This window comes from Staphylococcus sp. HMSC34C02 (assembly GCF_001838705.1).
Taxonomy (GTDB): domain Bacteria; phylum Bacillota; class Bacilli; order Staphylococcales; family Staphylococcaceae; genus Staphylococcus; species Staphylococcus borealis.
The window spans coordinates 222,659-243,513 of sequence record NZ_KV838592.1 but is presented as its reverse complement, the minus strand read 5'-3'; the positions used below and the strand labels follow the sequence as shown (position 1 = coordinate 243,513).

Here is a 20,855-nt window from a genome sequence, read left to right as displayed (position 1 = left end):
TTATAAGAAATAACGTTGTATGTCGTTCCAAGTTACTAGAACCATGATAATTAAGACAAATATAGCACCAGCTGCTATTATCATTGTTTCAGCTTTCTTATTCACTGGTCTTCTAAAGATGGCTTCATAAAGTACGAATAAGATTCGACCACCATCAAGTGCTGGGATTGGTAACAAGTTCATTATACCTAAGTTAACACTTAACAGTGCAGTGTAATACGTTAATGCAATAACACCCTGTTTCACAACAGAATCGACATTATGATAAATACCCACTGGACCATTTAACATGTCTAAAGAAAATTGACCAGTAAATATACTTGCAATCATTGTGCCTACTGCTTTAAATATTAACGTACTCGCACTTACAAACTGATCAAACCCTAAAGCTATTGGTTTAATTAATGTATGTTCTTTTTCCGGCTGGAAGCCTAAAATGTATGTCGTTTCAGAATTTAATTTTGTTTGTTTAATTACTTGTTTCTTAGGTGTTATATCAACTGACTTGATTTGATTATCTCTTTCAAATTTTATCGTTGTTTTGTTATCTTTAATTTTATTCGCAGCAGATTGTATATCGTCAAAATCCTTTGTTTTATATGGACCTACTTGAACAATTTTATCCCCAGCTTTTAATCCTGCTTGTTGTGCAGGGTAGTTATCAGCTAATTGCGCTACTGAAGTAGTAGGTGTACCTTGGAAATAAGCTAATGCAATAAATAAAACCAAAGCCAATATAAAGTTAAACAAAGGGCCTGCAAATAATGTTAAAAATTTTGGTAATGGTTTCTTGTGTGCAAATTGGCGATGGCGTGGTGCAATTTGGATTAAGCTTCCATTTTCAACGAAATAGGCCTTCTCAGCAATGTTAAAGTGATGGCGCTCATTGTCATATGATGTAATACCTTCTATATATAAATCTTCTTTAAAGTCACATTTTTTGACTTCGATTGCTTCTATTTTTTGAAATTTATGTTGATCATCTAAAATAATATGCGTAATTTCATCTTTATCATTAAGCTTAACTTTAACATTCATGCCTGGTTCAACTGGCGGTTCTTCTAAACCATCCCCAGCCATTCTTACATATCCACCGACTGGTAATAGACGGATTGTGTATAACGTTTCATTCTTTCGGAAACTAAAGATTTTGGGTCCCATACCTATCGCAAATTCAGGACACATTATTCCAGCACGCTTAGCAAAGAACATGTGACCATATTCATGTACTGTAACCAGTACACCAAACACGATTATAAATGAGACAATAGTGATTAAATAACTCACGTGTTACACCTCAATTAAATTAATTTTCTACTTTATTCATAAGAATGATGTAGATTATCTATGATTTAGTTAAATTATTCAAGAATTTTACTTTTAATAAAAGGAGTTAAGAATTACATCATCTACTATATCTAGTCAAATGTGCACTCAATAACTCCTCAATTATAGCACTATACATTTTTCATATATAAATAAAACATTAAAATCATACTACATTTGTATTAATAAAATGTTGAGTAATGGTAAAACAAACATAAAGCTATCAAAGCGGTCTAATATGCCGCCATGACCTGGTAAAATTCGTCCAGAATCTTTAACACCAAAATGACGTTTAAATCCTGATTCAACTAAATCACCTAGTTGACCAAAAATACTTAAGATGATTGTTACTAATAATAGTAACCAAATGTTTAAATTAAAATCAACAAACCATAACATAACAATTGGTACTATTAAACTACAAATTAAGCCACCAATAAAGCCTTCGATTGTTTTATTTGGACTGATCACTGGCCACAATTTATGTTTCCCCATCAAACGACCGAAAATATAAGCCCCTGTATCAGTTAACCATACCACTAAAAATGCATAAAGTATGTAATGTAAACCATCTGAACGTGTTGCATAGAAATACATAAATCCAATGCCTACGTATGCAACTGACATCAGACAAAATGCTGCGTCCATAAAACTAAATCTATTCTTAGACAATACAGTATAACTTAATAAAATAAAACTCATTGCGATTAAACTTTTTAACTGAATATCACTAACCCAGTCACCTGCTGATTGAGGCAACATAATAATGATTAATGCTAATGCACTAAAAATGCCAGGGACTGAAAGTAATTTAATCATATTCATATTTAAGAGTTCTTTTAAAGCAATTAAAGCGAGTAAGTACGCAAACAACATGAGTGTTGTTCCACCCATTAATAAAATTGGGAGAAATATTATCAAAGCAATAATTGCGGTTAAAGTTCTAACTTTCATACGCTACTCCTTACTTAACCCTCCAAAGCGTCTTTGGCGAGATTGATATATTTTTAAACAATTTTTAAATTCTTCACCGTCAAAGTCTGGCCATAATTTCTCATTGAATATAAATTCACTATAAGAAGACTGCCAAATAAGGAAATTACTAATACGTTGTTCGCCAGAAGTACGAATTAATAATTCAGGATCTGGGTATGAATGTGTCATTAAATGCTTGGTTATCATTGATTCGTCAATATCTTTACTGCCTTGACCGTTATGTTGAAGTTCATCATAAATTGATTTCATACTTTGTACAATTTCAGCACGTCCACCGTAATTAATAGCAAATATCAATTTTAATCCTGTATTATTTTTAGTTTTTTCTTTTGCGTGTTCAATCGCTTCTATCGTCGATTTAGGAACGGCTTCCAGAAATCCAATTGTTTCAATTTGAACATTTTTTTCAATGAGTTCTGGTAAGAATGTTTTCAAAAAATTTACAGGCAAATTCATGATATAATTCACTTCATTTTCAGGTCTAGACCAGTTTTCAGTTGAAAAAGCGTATAAGGTTAAGTATTTAATGCCCAAATCACTTGCTTCTCGCGTTACCGTTTTAATCGTTTGCATACCTTCATAGTGACCTTTTATTCTAGGCATTTTACGCTTTTTGGCCCAACGTCCATTGCCATCCATGATAATCGCTACATGTTCAGGTAAATTATGTAAATCTAAATCATCGTTCTGACTGATTTTAGTCTTATTTCTTTTTATTAGCTTTTTAAACATGGTCTTTCCTCCGAGCCTGATCATCTCTATTATATTATATTAGTTATTTAAGAAATCATCTATCATTTTATCATACTCGATAATGGCATTGAATAAGCAAATGAAAAAACTGTACCAAAGTCTGAATTGGCACAGTTTAGACTAAAATAATTTATAGTAATGTATAAAGTACGCTTTAAATACAACTTACACATTATTAAATGAATTAATTTATTGTCGAACTCATTAAACAGACATAATGTCTTTTTCTTTGTCTTCTACTAATTGATCAATTTCCTTAATAGAATTATCAGTTGCTTTTTGTACATCTTCTGTTTGACTTCTTAAGTCGTCTTCAGTAATGTCTCCATTTTTTTCATCTTTTTTCAATTGGTCGTTAATATCGCGACGAATGTTTCGAATTGAAACTTTCGCATCTTCACCAATTTTCTTAACATTTTTCACTAACTCTTTACGACGTTCTTCAGTTAAAGCAGGAATTGTGATACGAATAACTTCGCCATCACTTGTAGGATTTACACCTAAGTTCGCAGCGTTAATTGCTTTTTCGATATCAGCCACTGAAGTTTTATCATATGGAGAAATAACTAATAAACGTGCTTCTGGCACATTGATACTAGCTAATTGTTGAACTGGAGTTGGAGCTCCATAATAATCAACTGTTACGCCACTTAATAAATTTGAATTTGCTCTTCCAGCACTGATATTTGCTAATTCACGTGATAAATTATCGATAGATTTACTCATTCTAGCTTTAGTGTCTTGAATAATGTCACTCATACTAATTACACCTCTAATTATTTAGTTATTAATGTACCTATTTTCTCGCCCATAACTGCACGTTTAATATTTCCTTCTTCCATAATTGAGAATACATTTAATGGAATATTATTATCCATGCAGAATGATGAAGCTGTTGAATCCATCACTTGTAATCCTTCTTGTAACATTTGGATATGTGTTAAGTGATCATACTTAACCGCATTCTTATCTACTTTAGGGTCTGCTGAATATACACCATCAACATTATTTTTACCCATTAAAATAACATCGGCTTCGACTTCTGCTGCACGTAACGCTGCAGTTGTATCTGTAGAGAAGTAAGGATTGCCAATACCTGCTGCGAAAATTACAACACGTTTCTTCTCTAAATGTCTAATAGCTCGTCGACGAATATAAGGTTCAGCTACTTGTTTCATTTCAATAGAAGTTAACACTCGAGTGTCACATTCTAATTGTTCTAAACTGTCTTGAAGTGCAAGAGCGTTCATAACTGTAGCAAGCATACCCATGTAATCCGCTGTACCACGGTCCATACCTAAGTCACTACCAGTTTTCCCTCTCCAAATATTACCGCCACCAACGATAACTGCGATTTCACAATCCATCTTAGCAACTTCAGCTACTTGCTGTGCTACACTTTTAATAATGATTGGATTAATACCAAAACCTTTGTCTCCTGCGAGTGCCTCACCACTAAGTTTTAATACTACACGTTTATATTTAGAAGTTTGCGCCATTGTTTTTTCCTCTCTATTGTAAAAATATGTAATATATACAAGTAAAGAAGACACTGACGCGCCTTCTAACATAAAGTATGACTTTATAATAGAAAACCTCAAAGGTGTCTTCTTTCTTGTAAATCCTGTCGACAGATTATTTCATTTGACCTTTAACTTCATCTGCGAAGTTTTCTTCACGTTTTTCCATACCTTCGCCTACTTCATAGCGAACGAAGTCAACAAGTTTACCACCTTTAGATTTTAAGAAAGCTTCAACTGTTTGATCTGGATCTTTAACAAAGTTTTGATCAACTGCACAAATTTCTTGAAGATATTTACGTAAACGACCTTCAACCATTTTTTCAACGATTTTTTCTGGTTTACCTTCATTTAATGCTTGTTGTTTTAATACTTCTTTTTCGTGGTTGATTTCTTCTTCTTTAACTTGTTCAGAAGAAACATATTTTGGATTGATAGCTGCGATGTGCATTGCTACATCTTTAGCAGCTTCTTCATCAGTAGAACCTTCAACTACAGTTAACACACCAATGCGTCCACCCATGTGTAAGTATGCACCAAATGCATCGTTATCAGATTTAGTTCTGATTTCGAAACGACGGATGCTTAATTTTTCACCGATTGTTGAGATTGCTTCTTTCATTCTTTCATCAACTGTTTTACCACTTGATAATTTAGTTTCTAATAAAGCATCTACTGTTTCAGCTTTGCTATCAAGAATTTGATTAGCAATTTCTTTAACTAATTCTTGGAAGCCTTCATTACGAGCTACGAAGTCAGTTTCAGAGTTGATTTCAACGATAGCAGCTTCGTTTCCTTTAACTTCAACATGTACTAAACCTTCAGCTGCAATACGGTCTGCTTTTTTAGCTGCTTTAGCGATACCTTTTTCACGTAAGTAATCAATCGCTTTATCGATGTCACCATCAGTTTCTGTTAGCGCTTTTTTACAATCCATCATACCAGCGCCAGTTCTTTCACGTAATTCTTTAACAAGTTTTGCTGAAATTGCCATTAATTATTCCTCCAATATTTCTAATTGTAATAATAGATGATACCTAAATATTACCATTAAAGTCACTATAATTTCCAATACTCTAGTTAACTTTAATTATTATTTTTTATTATTTGAAAAAAGGGCGATAAGCATTACATCTTATCACCCATTTAAACTATATCTTAGTTTGATTCAACAGTAGTATTTTCTTCAGTTGATTCTGATTCTTGAGATTCTTCTTTTTCATCTAAATTGATGTTTTGCTCTGCAGCTACTTCATCGTTAGAAACACCTTGTTGACCTTCTAAGACAGCGTCAGCCATTTTACCAGTTAATAATTTAACGGCACGAATAGCGTCGTCGTTCGCTGGGATAACATAATCAATTTCATCTGGATCACAGTTAGTGTCAACAATACCAACGATTGGAATATTTAATTTACGTGCTTCAGCAATCGCGTTGCGCTCTTTACGAGGGTCAACGACGAATAATGCTTGAGGCATTGATTTCATATCACGAATACCGCCTAAGAATTTGATTAAACGGTCGTATTCTTTTTTAAGTTCAACAACTTCTTTTTTAGGTAAAACGTCGAATAAACCGTCTTCTTCCATTTTCTCGATTTCAGAAATACGTTTAATACGTTTAGAAATTGTTTTATAGTTAGTTAAAATTCCGCCTAACCATCTTTGGTTAACGTAGAATTGACCAGCACGTTCTGCTTCAGCTTTAACTGATTCTTGTGCTTGTTTTTTAGTACCAACGAATAAGACTCTACCGCCATCTTCTGATACTTGTTTGATGAAGTTATACGCTTCTTCAACTTTTTTCACTGTTTTTTGTAAGTCAATGATATAGATACCATTTCTTTCAGTGAAGATATATTTTTTCATTTTTGGGTTCCAACGGCGTGTTTGGTGACCGAAGTGAACACCGGCTTCTAGTAATTGTTTCATTGAAATTACTGCCATTTTAAATTCCTCCTAGTGGTTATTTACCTCCATAATAAACTCATATAAAGACAATGATTGAATTGCACCCTCTACATGTGCGTTTATTATGTGTGTATTGGCTTTATAGCCGACAATAATAATATCATACTTTTAATTGCCGTGCAACGTTAATTTATTGATTACGTCAATACGTAACTCTTTCGATATTTCGAGCAATTAAAAAACTGCTGCAGATACATGTTTTAGCCTCGCAGCAGTTAAACTTCAATTTATTAGAATAATTATGCTAATACTAATTATTTATTACGTTCTAATTCTTCAAGAAATTTTTCTTTTTTAACTTTAATAAAGGTACCTTTCATCCCTAAGGATCGTGATTCGATTACACCAGCACTTTCAAGTTTACGTAATGCGTTAACGATAACTGAACGTGTGATACCTACTCTATCTGCTACTTTAGAAGCAATAAGTAAGCCTTCATTACCACCTAATTCTTCAAAGATATGCTCAATAGCTTCTTTTTCTGAATAAGATAATGAATTAATAGCCATTGTAATAGCTGCTTTATCACGCGCTTCTTTTTCAACTTCATTATGCTTCTCACGTAAAATTTCCATTCCAATTACTGTAGCAGCATATTCACCTAATACTAAATCATTTTCGTTAAAGTCATCTTTAACACGACCAAGTACTAATGTACCTAATCTTTCTCCCCCACCAAGAATAGGAAATACAGTCGTACGACTGTCGTTAAATAATTCTTTGTCTTCTGGAGGGAATACTGTTAATTCATTATTAATATCAATATTTGATTCAGTTTGTCTAACATCCATTAATAGTTCAATATACTCACTAGGAATATGTTTACTTTCTAACATGTCATTGATTCTTTGACTCTTTAAAAGTTCATTCAAACTTGAACCTAAAATTTTACCTCTACGTGAAACAATAAATACGTTCGTTACAGTAACGCTACTAATTGTTTGAGCAACGTCCTTAAAGTCAACGGCAATACCCTTATGTTTTTGTAATAGTGTATTTAATTCTCTAGTTTTAGATAATAAGCTCATAAAATTTCTCCTTTATTTATATTATAAAATAAATGCACTTAAATCTTTATTTGTTGAAATAGATTTCAACTTATCATCAACATATTGTGGTGTTATATCTACTACAGCATTTGGCATGCTAGGTGCCTCAAATGATAAATCTTCAAGCATTTTTTCTAGGATTGTGTGTAAACGACGCGCACCAATGTTATCAGTGTCTTGGTTTACTTGATAAGCCATTTCAGCCAATCTTGTAATCGCTTCCTCGGTAAAGTTCACAGTGACCTCTTCAGTTTGGAGTAGTGCCTCATATTGCTTAATAAGTGATAGTTTAGGTTCTGTTAATATTCTGTAGAAATCATCCACAGTTAAGCTTTCTAATTCTACTCTAATCGGGAAACGACCTTGCAATTCAGGTATTAAATCGCTAGGTTTAGATACATGGAATGCCCCCGCACCAATAAATAGCATATGTTCAGTATTTACAGTACCATACTTAGTTTGAATCATGCTACCTTCTAAGATTGGCAAGATATCTCGTTGAACACCTTGTCTTGAAACATCTTGACCACTATTAGCATTATTCGTTGCTACTTTGTCAATTTCATCAATGAAGATAATACCCATTTGTTCTGCCAACTCTAATGCTTCTTGATTCGCCGTCTCTTGGTCTATTAACTCATCCGCGAAATCATCAGCTAAAATCTTACGCGCTGTTTTAACAGGCACTTCACGTTCAACCTTACGTTTAGGCATGAGTTGATTCATCATATCTTGCATTTGCTGATTTTGATTAGTACCTAGCATTCCAAGCGCACCTGGATCTTGTTCAACTTTAATTCTAACTTTCTCTTCTTCAAGTTTACCATCTAATAATTGTTTTTTGATTTCTGAACGCTTCGTTTTAATTTCTTCAGTTGGTGTTTCTTCTTCCTCATCATCATTATTACCAAAGTTTGGAATTGCGCCACCAAATAATGACTCTAATGGATTGTTATTATTTGATGCTTTTTTCTTCATACTTGGCACTAATAATTTAACTAATTTTTCATTTGCTTTATTAAGCGCTTCATCTTTGACCAAGTCTTTCTTTTGATCTTTAACAAGTCTTACTGCCACATCCACTAAATCACGAACCATACTCTCAACATCTCGTCCAACGTAACCTACTTCAGTAAACTTAGTGGCCTCCACTTTGATAAATGGGGCGCCAACAACCTTAGCCATACGTCTAGCTATTTCCGTTTTACCAACACCAGTTGGACCAATCATTAAAATATTCTTAGGCGCGATTTCTTGTTTAGTTTCTTCGTCAAGCAAACTTCTTCTATAACGATTTCTTAACGCAATGGCAACTTTACGTTTAGCATCATCTTGCCCAACTATATATTCATTTAATTTAGATACGATATCTTTAGGTGTTAATTTTATACCATTTGCATCCATATCTTTTACCTCCAACCTAATATACGTCCATTTATATTCATTTCCATTTGTTTAACGTTAAAGTGTTTCCACTATAATATTATCATTAGTGAACACACAAATGTCAGATGCAACTTTCAAACTTTCATAAGCCATTTCTTTTGCTGATAAATGACTAGCATGGCGTTTCAACGCTCTTCCAGCACTTAATGCGTAGTTTCCACCTGAACCAATTGCAATTAAATCATCATCTGGCGCAATCACTTCTCCAGTTCCGCTCACCACTAATATTGCATCTTTGTCCATTACAATTAACATTGCTTCTAATTGACGCAGTTGTTTATCCCCACGCCATTCTTGTGCTAGCTCAACAGCTGCACGTTCTAAGTTACCACTAAATTGTTGTAACTTTGTTTCGAATTTCTCGAACAATGTGAAAGCATCTGCAACACTTCCAGCAAATCCAGCAAGCACTTTCCCTTCGTATAATCTACGAACCTTACGTGCTGTTTGTTTCATAATGACTTGCTCACCAAGTGTCACTTGTCCATCACCAGCCATTGCCGCTTCACCATTGTGTCTAACAGCATAAATCGTTGTTGCATGTAATGATGTTTTACTCATTTATTTACTCTCCTTTTTCGCTCGAGGATGTGCATTTAAATACACTTTACGTAATTGTTGATTAGATACATGTGTATATCGTCCACTGGTTGATAGATTTACATGTCCTAATAAAGATTGTACCGTTCTCAAATCCGCTCCTTGATTGAGTAAGTGTGTTGCAAACGTATGTCTAAGTTTATGGGGATGAATTTCTGTCACTCCTGCTGTACGTTTTACAACATCATTTAATACATACCTAACGCCCCTTTCAGTTATAGGTGCGCCATTCATATTAACTAACAAATATGAATGTTTGGCATGTTGTATCGGTTTGAATTCACTTAAATATTGTTCAATACTTTGGCGACAAAATTCTCCAAACGGAACAAATCGCTCTTTGTTTCCCTTTCCTAGTACCTTTACACCAGGTAAAGACATATCAATATCTTTAAGTTGTATATTTACTAGTTCTGAAACACGTATACCAGTTGCATACAATAATTCTAAAATAACTCGATCACGTAATCCCTTTTTAGAATCTTGAGCTACAGTTTTAAATAAAGCCTCCATCTCTTCTTCATAAAAAAACTGTGGTAAATAGTTTTCCTTCTTAGGATGAACCAGTTGAACAAAAGGATTGATGATTGTCTCATCTTGTGTCATCCAAAACTCATAGAAAGTTCTTAACGTTGAAATCTTCCTTGATACAGTAGTACGTTTCAAATTTTGCGAATATAAATAACTTAAATAATTTCGAGCATCTTTATATTCAAAATTTTTTATGCTTAATAACTCTTGATCTAAAAAACGATTAAATTGTACTAAATCATCATGATATGATTTTAAAGTATGGTCGGAGAAATTCCTTTCAACTTTGAGCATATTTAAGAATGTAACTTGGATTTCTTCCACTTAAAAATCCCCTCCATCATATGCATTGTAGCATATAACATGAAAGGGACTAAAACAATTAGCTATAGAATTCAAAATCTTTTGAGAATTCTTTAAAACTTTGAATTGACACATTTTCTATCAATTATAAAGTTTATATTATTTTTAAAGTGTTTTCTTATAATTTTCTAAATATTCGAGTGCTCTATTTGCTTGTGCCTCGTAACGTTCTTTTTTATCTTTGATACGTTTTTCAAGTGATGGGAGTAAACCAAAATTAGCATTCATAGGTTGGAAATTCTTTTCATTTTTGGCATGAGAGATGTAATATGCCATACTACCTATCATTGTTTCTCTTGGGAATATTACTTCACCTTTATCTAATATTTTATGAGCTAGATTGATGCCAGCAACAAGGCCACTTGCTGCACTCTCAACATAGCCTTCAACACCTGTCATTTGACCTGCAAATTGAATTCGATCTTCTTTAATCAATTCATACTTTTCATTCAACACGTCAGGAGAGTTAATAAAAGTATTTCGATGCATGACACCATATCGAACGATATCTACATTTTCTAAACCAGGGATAAGGCGAATGACTTCTTTTTGAGCACCCCATTTTAAGTGTGTTTGGAAACCAACAATATTATATAGCGTGCCTGCAGCATCATCTTGTCTTAATTGAACAACAGCAAATGGACGTTTGCCTGTTTTTGGGTCTTCAAGTCCCACTGGTTTCATGGGTCCAAATAATAATGTTTTACGTCCACGTTCAGCCATTACTTCAAAAGGCATACATCCTTCAAAGTATTTTTCTTTTTCGAATTCATTTGTTGGTGCAACCTCTGCTTCAAGTACTGCATCATAAAAGCGATTGAATTCTTCTTCGGTCATTGGACAATTCAGATAAGCTGCTTCACCTTTATCATAACGTGATTTCAAATACACTTTATCCATATCTATGGATTCTTTTTCTATTATTGGAGCGGCAGCATCATAAAAATAAAGTTGATCTTTACCAGTTATGTCTACGATTTCTTTAGCTAAATTTTCAGTAGTTAATGGGCCCGTAGCAATAATCGTATACCCTTCAGGAATACTATTTATTTCTTCATTAATTACTGTAACGTTTGGATGATTTCTTAAAGTTTCAGTAATGTAACCAGAAAAATCATGTCGATCAACTGCTAATGCACCACCGGCAGGCACTCTCGCTTTATCAGCAGTAGAAATAATTAACGAGTCTAATCGTCTCATTTCTTCTTTTAGTACACCTACACCATTTGTTAAAGCATTACCACGAAGTGAGTTAGAACATACTAGTTCTGCAAATTTATCAGTATGATGCGCTGGTGTTTGTTTAACAGGACGCATTTCAATCAAATTAACCTTGATTCCTCGTTGAGCTAATTGGTAAGCAGCTTCTGAACCAGCTAAGCCTGCGCCAACAATATTTACAGTTTGACTCATGGTTTTCCTCCTTTTAATTTCTATCTATTTTTGAACTTCTTCTTTGTAATCACAGTTAGAACATATAACTTGTGAGCTACGTCCTTTTTTATGTTCCATTAAGTAATGATTACACTTAGGACAATCACGGCCAACAGGTTTATCCCAAGAAATAAAATCACATTCGGGATAATTTGAGCAACCATAGAATAATCTATTTTTCTTAGATTTTCTTTCAACAACATCTCCATCTTTACATTTAGGACATGTAACACCAATCGTTTTAATAATCGCTTTCGTATTTCTACAATCTGGGAAGTTTGAACATGCCATGAATTTACCATAGCGTCCCATTTTAATTACCATAGGCGAACCACAAACTTCGCAATCTTCACCGGCTGGTTCATCTTTAATTTCAACTTTTTCCATTTCTTCCTCAGCACGTTCAACGTCTAATTTGAAACTTCCATAAAAGTTATCAATTACTTTTCTCCACCCGATATCTCCTTCAGCAATTTTATCCAATAATGTTTCCATATTAACCGTAAATTCCACATCAATAATTTCAGGGAAATAGTCCTTTACTTGTTCGTAAACGATTTCACCTAATTCTGTAGGAATAAATCGTTTGCTTTCAAGTTTGACGTAATTACGTTTTTGGATTGTATCAATAGTAGGTGCGTAAGTTGATGGTCTACCGATTTTTAGTTCTTCTAATGTTTTGACTAAACGTGCTTCTGTATATCGTGGCGGTGGTTGTGTGAAGTGTTGTGCTGGCTCAATTTGCGTCGCAGTTACTTCATCACCTTTACTTAAATTTGGTAATTTGTTTTCTTTTTCATTATCTTTATCGTCTTTGGCCTCAACATAAAGTGTCATGAAACCTTTAAATTTAATTGTTTGACCGTTCGCTCTAAATTTAATGTTATTTTGAGTAACATCTAAAGCAACCGTGTCTAGGATTGCTGGTGCCATTTGACTTGCCACAAAACGTTCCCAAATCAATTTATATAAACGATGCTGATCTCTCGTTAAGTACGATTTCATTTCATCAGGTGTGCGTAAAGTACTCGTTGGACGAATTGCCTCATGGGCATCTTGGTCACCTTGTTTACCTTTCGCTGTTCGATTAGAAATATAATCTTTACCATACTTATCTTCAATATATTTTTTTGCTTCGTCTTTTGCTGTTTGTGAAATACGAGTAGAGTCCGTTCGCATATATGTGATTAATCCAACTGTGCCTTGTCGTTTTAGATCAATACCTTCATATAATTGTTGCGCAAGCATCATTGTTTTTCGCGCTTTAAAGTTCAACTTACGCGCGGCTTCTTGTTGTAATGTTGATGTTGTAAACGGATTAGCAGGATTTCTAGTTTTTTCCTTTTTATTCACATTTGTTATTTCAAATTTATCGCTGTCTAGTTCAGTTGTGATTTTTTCAACATCTTTTTTAGTTTTTAACTTAAATGGTTTGTTTTTATAATGAAGAAACTTAGCAGTAAATTTTGATTTTTTATATCTAAATTCACCTTCTATAGACCAATATTCTTCAGGCTTAAAGTTACGAATCTCGTTTTCTCTATCGATAACTAATCTTAAAGCAACAGATTGAACACGTCCTGCTGAAAGTCCTTTTTTCACTTTCTTCCATAAAACTGGTGAAATGTTATAACCAACTAATCTATCTAAAATACGGCGTGCCTGTTGTGCATCTACTAAATTCATTTCAATGCCACGAGGGTGTTTGAAACTTTCTTTTACAGCATCTTTTGTAATTTCATTAAATACTACTCTGTTTTCTTTTGTATCATCAAGTTCTAAAATTTTTGATAAATGCCAAGCAATCGCTTCACCTTCACGGTCAGGGTCACTCGCAAGAAAGACATTTTTAGCTTTCTTAGCGTATTTTTTTAAATCTTTTACTACTGGTCCTTTACCGCGAATTGTAATATATTTCGGTTCAAAATTATCTTCTACATCGACACCCATTTGACTTCTTGGTAAATCTCTAACGTGTCCCATAGAAGCTATCACTTTATACTTTTTACCTAAATATTTTTCAATGGTTTTAGCTTTTGCAGGCGACTCAACTATGACTAAATTATCTGCCAAAGTGAATTCCCCCTTGCTATTTCAATTACTAAAGATAAATGATAAACGGTCAATTTTGATTTTGTCAATGTTTAAATTCTATTTAAGTGTTTTTTAAACTTATTTTAATAATATTTTTAGCTATATATTAGAAATAAATGTACATTATTTATACAATAAAACGGCTATATTTATGTATGTTAATAATCACAAGTGATATCATCTGCTTTAGTAACAATCATCGCTCCTTCTTGTGCACGTCTCAAATTCCCTTTCGTTAATGGGTTGAAAAGTGAGCCTGGCAGTACGTATACATTTCTATTTTGTTCTAGTGCACAATCAATAGTAATTTGACTACCACTCTTAACCCGAGCTTCAGTAATTAATACACCTTTAGAAAGACCACTTATCAATCGATTGCGTTGCGGAAAGTAATAGCGTCTGATACGTTCAAAGGGTGGATATTCACTTATGACTAATCCTTTTTCTTCAATTATATTGCGTAATTCTTGAGTTTCTTTGGGATAATGATGTAAATGGCCATAACCTAAGATAGCTATAGTTGGAAGATGGTATTTCAACGCGAATTGATGCGCCATACTATCGGCACCTTTCGCCAAACCAGAAATGATTGTTAAAGGAATATGCGTAAATTGTGGAAATAAGTATTGAATTGCTTTAGCAGAATACTGTGTTGCGCTTCTTGAGCCTACAACGCCTAATGTATTTAACGATGTTAGCAAGTTAATCTTACCGCGGTAAAATAATACAAATGGATAATCGTAAATTTCTTTTAATAGTTTAGGATAGTTCCCATGAAATATTGTTATAAAATTTATATTATATTGGTTAAGAAATGATAGAATATCTTTCTCGTCTAGATCATAGAATTTATTGTAACAATGGCCCTGGTGATATAAAGTGTCCCAGATTTTAATTGTGCCAATTTGGTCATTATTAGAGTAGCTAAAAAAGTCAGGATACAATCTTAATAAATGATGAAGATGTTGTGTCGTATATCCCGCCCATATCAATTTCAAAAGTATCATATCGTTGTTAATCATGAAGTCGTCTCCTTTGATAACATTATAGAATAAATATGTCTTGGTGCACATTTCAATTACAATACAATTTAGCACAAATATTCATTAACACTTAATGAGTAATTTCTACATTGAATTATGTAAACTATCCAATATAGATTAAAACAAATAAAATAATCTGAAACTTAAAAGTCTCAGATTATTTTGAAGTTATCATGTTACATGTGTCCGCAGACGAAAGGTTCAAGTTGACGTTAATTTAGTTGTTCCCAATTAGTTTTACTCATTTTCGGTATAGCTTGTATAAAAATTTATTGACTGGCTTAATAAAATCCCCTACGTATTCCTCAATAAAGGCATTAAATCCTTTTTTAAACTGTTGCACACCATAATCTTCTGCTTCATTGCCAAAGTCACCAGTAATTCCATAAAAATTGTACCGATGAATACCTAGTTGTTTCGCGTGACATATCATATCCCATTGTAATCGATATGCCCCCATAAATTCATTATATTTAGGATTTGAGCCACTTGATAAATAATACATTTCATGCGCATTATGAATAAATAATGCCGCTGCTAAATCTAATAATGTACCATCTGTAATGATTAACTGCTCAGTATTTCTAATTTTATTATGCGTGCTATCTAATTGCTGTTTAATTTGTTGATATTTCACTTTTGTCTTTTTTGAATTGACATTGACATCTAGCATTTGTTTGATTTCAGTCATCGCACATTCTAAATCATTAGCTTTGGACTTTAAGGTTCTTAAATAATGATTTAAATCAATATAAGCTAGTTTCAAACACGCATTGTCTCCATAAGTGTCTAACATCTTTCTAAAATAGGGTTCTTCTTGAAAATGGAAACCATGTTTTTCTTCAGCCATGTGAAATAATCTATAAAATCTATTCGTATCTTCAATAGACAATGTTTTAATTTGTACATTCATTTCTATTGTTTTTAAGATATTGCGTCGCGTTTGATACGACATCTCTTTTAACAATTGTTGTTCGCTTTTATCTTTTAAATTTAAAATAGAATGCCATCTAATTTGACTCATTCCTGAGTAACCAGTAGTAAATCCTTGATGTTGATAACCAAGTCGATTCATTACTTCAAACCAGTTATCGTTATTAATGTGTTCAATTATGTCGCCATCAGCAGTTCTAACATTCTCAACTATATATGGATCAACCTGTATAAAAATGCCTCTTCGACGACGTACATATTGTGTTAATTTTTTAAAGAAAAATTCAACTAATGACAAATTAGAATAATCCATGACTGGCCCACGATGTGTATAAAAATATTTGAATGCCTTTAACACTCGAGCATCTGTCAATAAACATGCTGCAATAACAGTGTTATTTTCCTTCACTCCGACAAGGTGAGCACCTAAATGTCGTTCCTTACGATAAATATATAAATCTTTTACCTGTGTATAATGTGAAAAATGATGATCTACGAATGTATTAAATTCTTCTATGCTAAGCTTTGTAAAAATCATATTTAAAACCCACTTCCAATCATTTATGATGGCCCTAATATAAGATACGTCTTCAGTGCAAATCATAAATTCAAAGCGGTCTTATTATTGAATGTTGTCGTTTCATGTTGTTCTCCCCTATCATTCATACACTATAAATATAATATCACTATTAAATAAAAAAATAAATATATTTCTCGAAAATTTATTATAAAAAGAGACGTATTTTAAAACAAAATAACTCCGTTCAAAGTATTTAGAAGTTATAATACTTTGGACGGAGTATAGTGGATCATTTATTGATTTACAATCTCATTATTTAATTGTTAATAATTCTTCATAGATACCAGCGTCTTTAGCTGCTTCGATTAATGTTGTACCGATTTCAGAAGGTGTATCAGCAGTTTTTACACCACAATCATTTAATGTTTTAATCTTTTCGGCTGCTGTACCTTTACCACCAGAGATGATTGCACCAGCGTGACCCATACGTTTGCCTGGAGGCGCTGTTTGACCGCCAATAAATCCAACAACTGGTTTATTCATATTAGCTTTAATCCATTCAGCAGCTTCTTCTTCCGCTGTACCACCGATTTCACCAATCATTACTACAGCTTTCGTATCTTCATCTTCATTAAATGCTTTAAGCACGTCGATAAAGTTTGTACCGTTGACTGGGTCGCCACCAATACCTACAGCTGTAGTTTGACCAATACCTTCTTCAGTCAATTGATGAACTGCTTCATATGTTAATGTACCAGAACGAGATACAACACCAACGTGACCTTTTTTATGAATATAGCCTGGCATAATACCAATTTTACATTCATCAGCAGTAATAACACCTGGACAGTTAGGTCCTACTAAACGTGTTTTTCTACCTTCTAAATAACGTTTAACTTTGACCATGTCTACAACAGGAATATGTTCAGTGATGCAAATTACCATATCTAAATCTGCATCCGCAGCTTCTAAAATAGAGTCCGCAGCAAATGGCGCTGGAACATAAACTACAGATACATTAGCACCTGTTTCTTCTTTAGCTTCAGCAACAGTGTTATAAACAGGCACGCCTTCAACAACTTGTCCACCTTTACCTGGTGTTACCCCTGCGACAATTTGTGTGCCATAATCAAGCATTTGTTTTGTATGGAAAAGGGCAGTAGACCCTGTAATACCTTGTACCATTACTTTAGTATTCTTATCTATAAATACACTCATCTTAGTGTTCCCATCCTTTCCTTACGCTTCTTTAACAAGCTTAACAATTTTTTGTGCACCTTCAGCCATTGTAGCTGCTGGTTCAATTGCTAAACCTGATTCATTTAAGATTTCTTTACCGCGTTCTACATTTGTTCCTTCTAAACGGACAACTAGTGGTAAAGTTAATTCAACTTCTTTAACTGCTGCCACAATACCTTCAGCGATAACATCACATTTCATGATTCCACCGAAGATGTTTACAAAGATACCTTTAACATTGTCGTCACCTAAGATGATTTTGAATGCTTCAGTAACTTTTTCTTTTGTAGCACCGCCCCCTACGTCTAGGAAGTTAGCTGGATTTCCACCAAAATGATTAATTGTATCCATTGTAGCCATAGCTAAACCAGCACCATTAACCATACAACCAATATCTCCATCTAATGCAATGTATGATAAGTCATATTTAGATGCTTCGATTTCTTTCGGATCTTCTTCTTCTAAGTCTCGTAATTCTTGAATATCTTTATGTCTAAATAATGCGTTATCATCGAAATTAATTTTAGCATCTAACGCTAAAACGTCACCGTCTCCAGTAGTAACTAATGGGTTAATTTCAACGATTGAGCAGTCTTTTTCAATAAATACATTGTATAGAGAAATTAAGAATTTCGCTGCTTTGTTAATTGATTCTTTTGGAATATTAATATTGAAAGCAATACGACGCGCTTGATATGGTGATAATCCAACAACTGGATCGATTGTTTCTTTGAATATTTTTTCTGGTGTTTTAGCAGCAACTTCTTCAATTTCAGTACCGCCTTCTTCTGAAGCCATTAAAGTTATGCGGTCAGTTGCACGATCAATAACAAAACCTACGTAATATTCTTTTTGAATATCGCAACCTTGTTCGATGTACAAACGTTTTACTTCTTTACCTTCAGGTCCAGTTTGATGTGTGACTAATTGCTTACCTAATAATTCATTGGCATAAGTTTCAACCTCAGATAATGATTTAGCAATTTTAACTCCACCTGCTTTACCTCTACCCCCAGCGTGGATTTGTGCTTTAACCACATAAACCTCAGTGTCTAATTCTTTTGCCTTCTCCACTGCTTCTTCAGCAGTAAATGCAACTCGTCCTTCTGGAACGGCTACGCCCATAGAACGAAATATTTCTTTACCTTGATACTCGTGGATATTCATCTTCCATCCTCCTACTTCTTAGGTTAAGTTCAGTTATAATTATAGAAAATGAAAGCGCTATTGTAAACTGAAAGTATTCTACTTTTTGCAATTAATTTAAAATTCAAATAATTACGTCATAGATTTGATTGGTTCGAAGCTACGTCGATGATGAGGCGTAACGCCATAGTTATCTAAACCTTCTAAGTGTGCTTTCGTTCCATAACCAACATTTTTTTCAAATTCATAACCTGGATATTCCTCAGCAATTTCTCTCATCAAATCATCTCGATACTCTTTTGCCATTATACTCGCTGCTGCAATTGATACACTCTTAGCGTCACCTTTAATAATCGATGTTTGAGGGATTTGAGTGTCTAAAGCCATTGCATCTATGAGTAAATGATCTGGCTGATTTACCAGTTGAGTCAAAGCTCGATTCATTGCTATTTTAGTTGCATTATAAATATTGAATTCATCAATTTCTTTAGGACTTGCTATACCATAGGCGTATTCAAGTACACCCACTTTAAGTTGTGCATTAAGCACTCGTCTTTTAGTCGCCGATACTTTCTTAGAGTCATCTAAACCTAAATAGCGATGACCTTGATTTAATATAACCGCACATGCAACCACGGGCCCTGCAAGCGGACCGCGACCCACTTCGTCAATCCCACAGATTAATGCTTCGGGATGGGTAGCTAACAACGCATCCTCAAATTGATTCATTTGATAATAGTGGTCGACAATGTCTTGTTCTTTAAGCAGTTGTTTACGACGTCTTGATATAGCTTGGTGTACACCTTTACGGGTGTCTTGGTTGAATTCATGCTGCTCTAATTCATCTAATGAATGTATGTCAGCTAATATACGTTTAATTTCATTTATTGTCTGTGTCATTTTCTAATTCACACTTCATTTCTGAATATAAGTCGAAACAATATGTACCAATTTTAGCATTGCGTACATCGTTTATGATAAGTTCAATAACCGCTTCATAATCCACTTCATTTCCTCTTTGTAAAAGACCGCGTCGACGACCAATCGCATCAAACCATTCTAATATTTCGGCATCTGCAGGTACATCAATTTTATAATGTTGTTTAAATCCATCTAAATCATGATGAATTAAAAATTGTAGACCATAGATTGCAACTTCATCTAAATGTACGATGCTATCTTTAATCGCACCCGTTAGACTTAATTTCTTACCAACCGTTTCATCTTCAAATTTAGGCCATAAGATACCAGGTGTATCTAACAATTGTAGCGACTGTCCTACTTTAATCCATTGTTGTTGTTTTGTCACACCAGGTTTATTACCAGTTTGAGCAATATTCTTTCTTGCTAATTTATTAATTAATGTCGATTTACCCACGTTAGGTATCCCCACAATCATAGCTCTGATGGCCCTTGGTTTAAGACCTTTAGCTTTCTCACGCTCAAATTTTTCTTTTGTTGCAGCAATCGCCGCAGTTTCGACGCCCTTTAAATTTTTACCATGTTTTGCATCTACTGCAACAGGATAATATCCTTTATCTATAAAGAAGCTTTCCCATTTCTGCATCTCATTTAAATTAGCCATATCTTTTTTATTGAGAATAACCACACGTGGTTTCTGTTTAATTACTTCATCAATCATTGGATTACGAGAACTATATGGAATTCGTGCATCAACTAATTCAAATACAACGTCTACTTTCTTCAGTTGTTCTGTAACTTCTCTTTTAGCTTTTGCCATATGTCCTGGATACCATTGTATTGCCATTGATTGTCACCTTACTTTCTTTATATTTTACTTTAACTTGTTGATTATAATTGAAATTATAAATAAGAGCCACTGTTTAATTGGTTCACCCTTTATTTTAGCATTCATCATTTAAAACGAGAA

At 33.7% G+C, this 20,855-nt stretch carries 19 protein-coding genes; all 19 read right to left on the bottom strand.

Annotation, left to right across the window (positions count from 1 at the left end; translation table 11 throughout):
- Complete coding sequence (gene rseP, locus HMPREF3239_RS09850; protein ID WP_070855531.1) at positions 1 to 1,287, bottom strand: RIP metalloprotease RseP; 1,287 nt, start codon at positions 1,285 to 1,287, stop codon at positions 1 to 3.
- Positions 1,288 to 1,497: 210 nt separating this feature from the next.
- Positions 1,498 to 2,280, bottom strand: a complete 783-nt coding sequence (locus HMPREF3239_RS09845) for a phosphatidate cytidylyltransferase (RefSeq protein WP_053029303.1) — start codon at positions 2,278 to 2,280, stop codon at positions 1,498 to 1,500.
- A gap of 3 nt (positions 2,281 to 2,283) precedes the next feature.
- Entirely contained in the window at positions 2,284 to 3,054 is a 771-nt protein-coding gene (locus HMPREF3239_RS09840) for an isoprenyl transferase (protein WP_070855529.1), read from the bottom strand.
- A gap of 225 nt (positions 3,055 to 3,279) precedes the next feature.
- The gene (frr, locus tag HMPREF3239_RS09835) at positions 3,280 to 3,834 is read right to left on the bottom strand and encodes a ribosome recycling factor (RefSeq protein WP_070855527.1); all 555 of its coding nucleotides are present in this window, start codon (positions 3,832 to 3,834) and stop codon (positions 3,280 to 3,282) included.
- A 17-nt stretch (positions 3,835 to 3,851) separates the two neighbouring features.
- The gene (gene pyrH, locus HMPREF3239_RS09830) at positions 3,852 to 4,574 is read right to left on the bottom strand and encodes a UMP kinase (RefSeq protein ID WP_053029298.1); all 723 of its coding nucleotides are present in this window, start codon (positions 4,572 to 4,574) and stop codon (positions 3,852 to 3,854) included.
- Between the two features lie 136 nt (positions 4,575 to 4,710).
- Entirely contained in the window at positions 4,711 to 5,589 is an 879-nt protein-coding gene (tsf, locus tag HMPREF3239_RS09825; RefSeq protein WP_053029296.1) for a translation elongation factor Ts, read from the bottom strand.
- A gap of 164 nt (positions 5,590 to 5,753) precedes the next feature.
- Positions 5,754 to 6,542, bottom strand: coding sequence for a 30S ribosomal protein S2 (gene rpsB / locus HMPREF3239_RS09820; RefSeq protein ID WP_070855525.1), 789 nt, complete (start codon positions 6,540 to 6,542; stop codon positions 5,754 to 5,756).
- A 278-nt stretch (positions 6,543 to 6,820) separates the two neighbouring features.
- A complete protein-coding gene (gene codY / locus HMPREF3239_RS09815; RefSeq protein ID WP_070855523.1) occupies positions 6,821 to 7,594 on the bottom strand; it encodes a GTP-sensing pleiotropic transcriptional regulator CodY in 774 nt (257 codons plus the stop codon).
- Between the two features lie 21 nt (positions 7,595 to 7,615).
- Positions 7,616 to 9,019 (bottom strand): ATP-dependent protease ATPase subunit HslU, encoded by a 1,404-nt coding sequence (gene hslU, locus HMPREF3239_RS09810; protein WP_053029292.1) that lies wholly within the window; start codon positions 9,017 to 9,019, stop codon positions 7,616 to 7,618.
- A 57-nt stretch (positions 9,020 to 9,076) separates the two neighbouring features.
- Positions 9,077 to 9,622, bottom strand: coding sequence for an ATP-dependent protease subunit HslV (gene hslV / locus HMPREF3239_RS09805; protein WP_053029290.1), 546 nt, complete (start codon positions 9,620 to 9,622; stop codon positions 9,077 to 9,079).
- The gene (xerC, locus tag HMPREF3239_RS09800) at positions 9,623 to 10,486 is read right to left on the bottom strand and encodes a tyrosine recombinase XerC (RefSeq protein WP_239469276.1); all 864 of its coding nucleotides are present in this window, start codon (positions 10,484 to 10,486) and stop codon (positions 9,623 to 9,625) included. It lies immediately after the preceding gene.
- 174 nt (positions 10,487 to 10,660) lie between these two features.
- Positions 10,661 to 11,968: an FADH(2)-oxidizing methylenetetrahydrofolate--tRNA-(uracil(54)-C(5))-methyltransferase TrmFO gene (gene trmFO, locus HMPREF3239_RS09795; RefSeq protein WP_070855519.1), complete on the bottom strand. Its 1,308-nt coding sequence runs from the start codon at positions 11,966 to 11,968 to the stop codon at positions 10,661 to 10,663.
- 24 nt (positions 11,969 to 11,992) lie between these two features.
- The gene (topA, locus tag HMPREF3239_RS09790) at positions 11,993 to 14,062 is read right to left on the bottom strand and encodes a type I DNA topoisomerase (protein WP_070855518.1); all 2,070 of its coding nucleotides are present in this window, start codon (positions 14,060 to 14,062) and stop codon (positions 11,993 to 11,995) included.
- Positions 14,063 to 14,241: 179 nt separating this feature from the next.
- Positions 14,242 to 15,105, bottom strand: a complete 864-nt coding sequence (dprA, locus tag HMPREF3239_RS09785) for a DNA-processing protein DprA (RefSeq protein ID WP_070855516.1) — start codon at positions 15,103 to 15,105, stop codon at positions 14,242 to 14,244.
- 262 nt (positions 15,106 to 15,367) lie between these two features.
- Positions 15,368 to 16,597 carry an aminoacyltransferase gene (locus tag HMPREF3239_RS09780; protein WP_053029280.1) on the bottom strand — a complete coding sequence of 410 codons (1,230 nt, stop codon included), beginning with the start codon at positions 16,595 to 16,597 and terminating at the stop codon, positions 15,368 to 15,370.
- A 294-nt stretch (positions 16,598 to 16,891) separates the two neighbouring features.
- Positions 16,892 to 17,797, bottom strand: a complete 906-nt coding sequence (gene sucD / locus HMPREF3239_RS09775) for a succinate--CoA ligase subunit alpha (RefSeq protein WP_053029278.1) — start codon at positions 17,795 to 17,797, stop codon at positions 16,892 to 16,894.
- Positions 17,798 to 17,818: 21 nt separating this feature from the next.
- Complete coding sequence (gene sucC / locus HMPREF3239_RS09770; RefSeq protein ID WP_053029276.1) at positions 17,819 to 18,985, bottom strand: ADP-forming succinate--CoA ligase subunit beta; 1,167 nt, start codon at positions 18,983 to 18,985, stop codon at positions 17,819 to 17,821.
- Positions 18,986 to 19,096: 111 nt separating this feature from the next.
- On the bottom strand, positions 19,097 to 19,864 hold the full coding sequence (locus HMPREF3239_RS09765; protein WP_070855515.1) for a ribonuclease HII: 768 nt from the start codon (positions 19,862 to 19,864) through the stop codon (positions 19,097 to 19,099).
- Complete coding sequence (ylqF, locus tag HMPREF3239_RS09760; RefSeq protein ID WP_053029272.1) at positions 19,845 to 20,732, bottom strand: ribosome biogenesis GTPase YlqF; 888 nt, start codon at positions 20,730 to 20,732, stop codon at positions 19,845 to 19,847. The genes HMPREF3239_RS09765 and ylqF overlap by 20 nt, the downstream gene beginning before the upstream one ends.
- Positions 20,733 to 20,855: the final 123 nt, after the last annotated feature.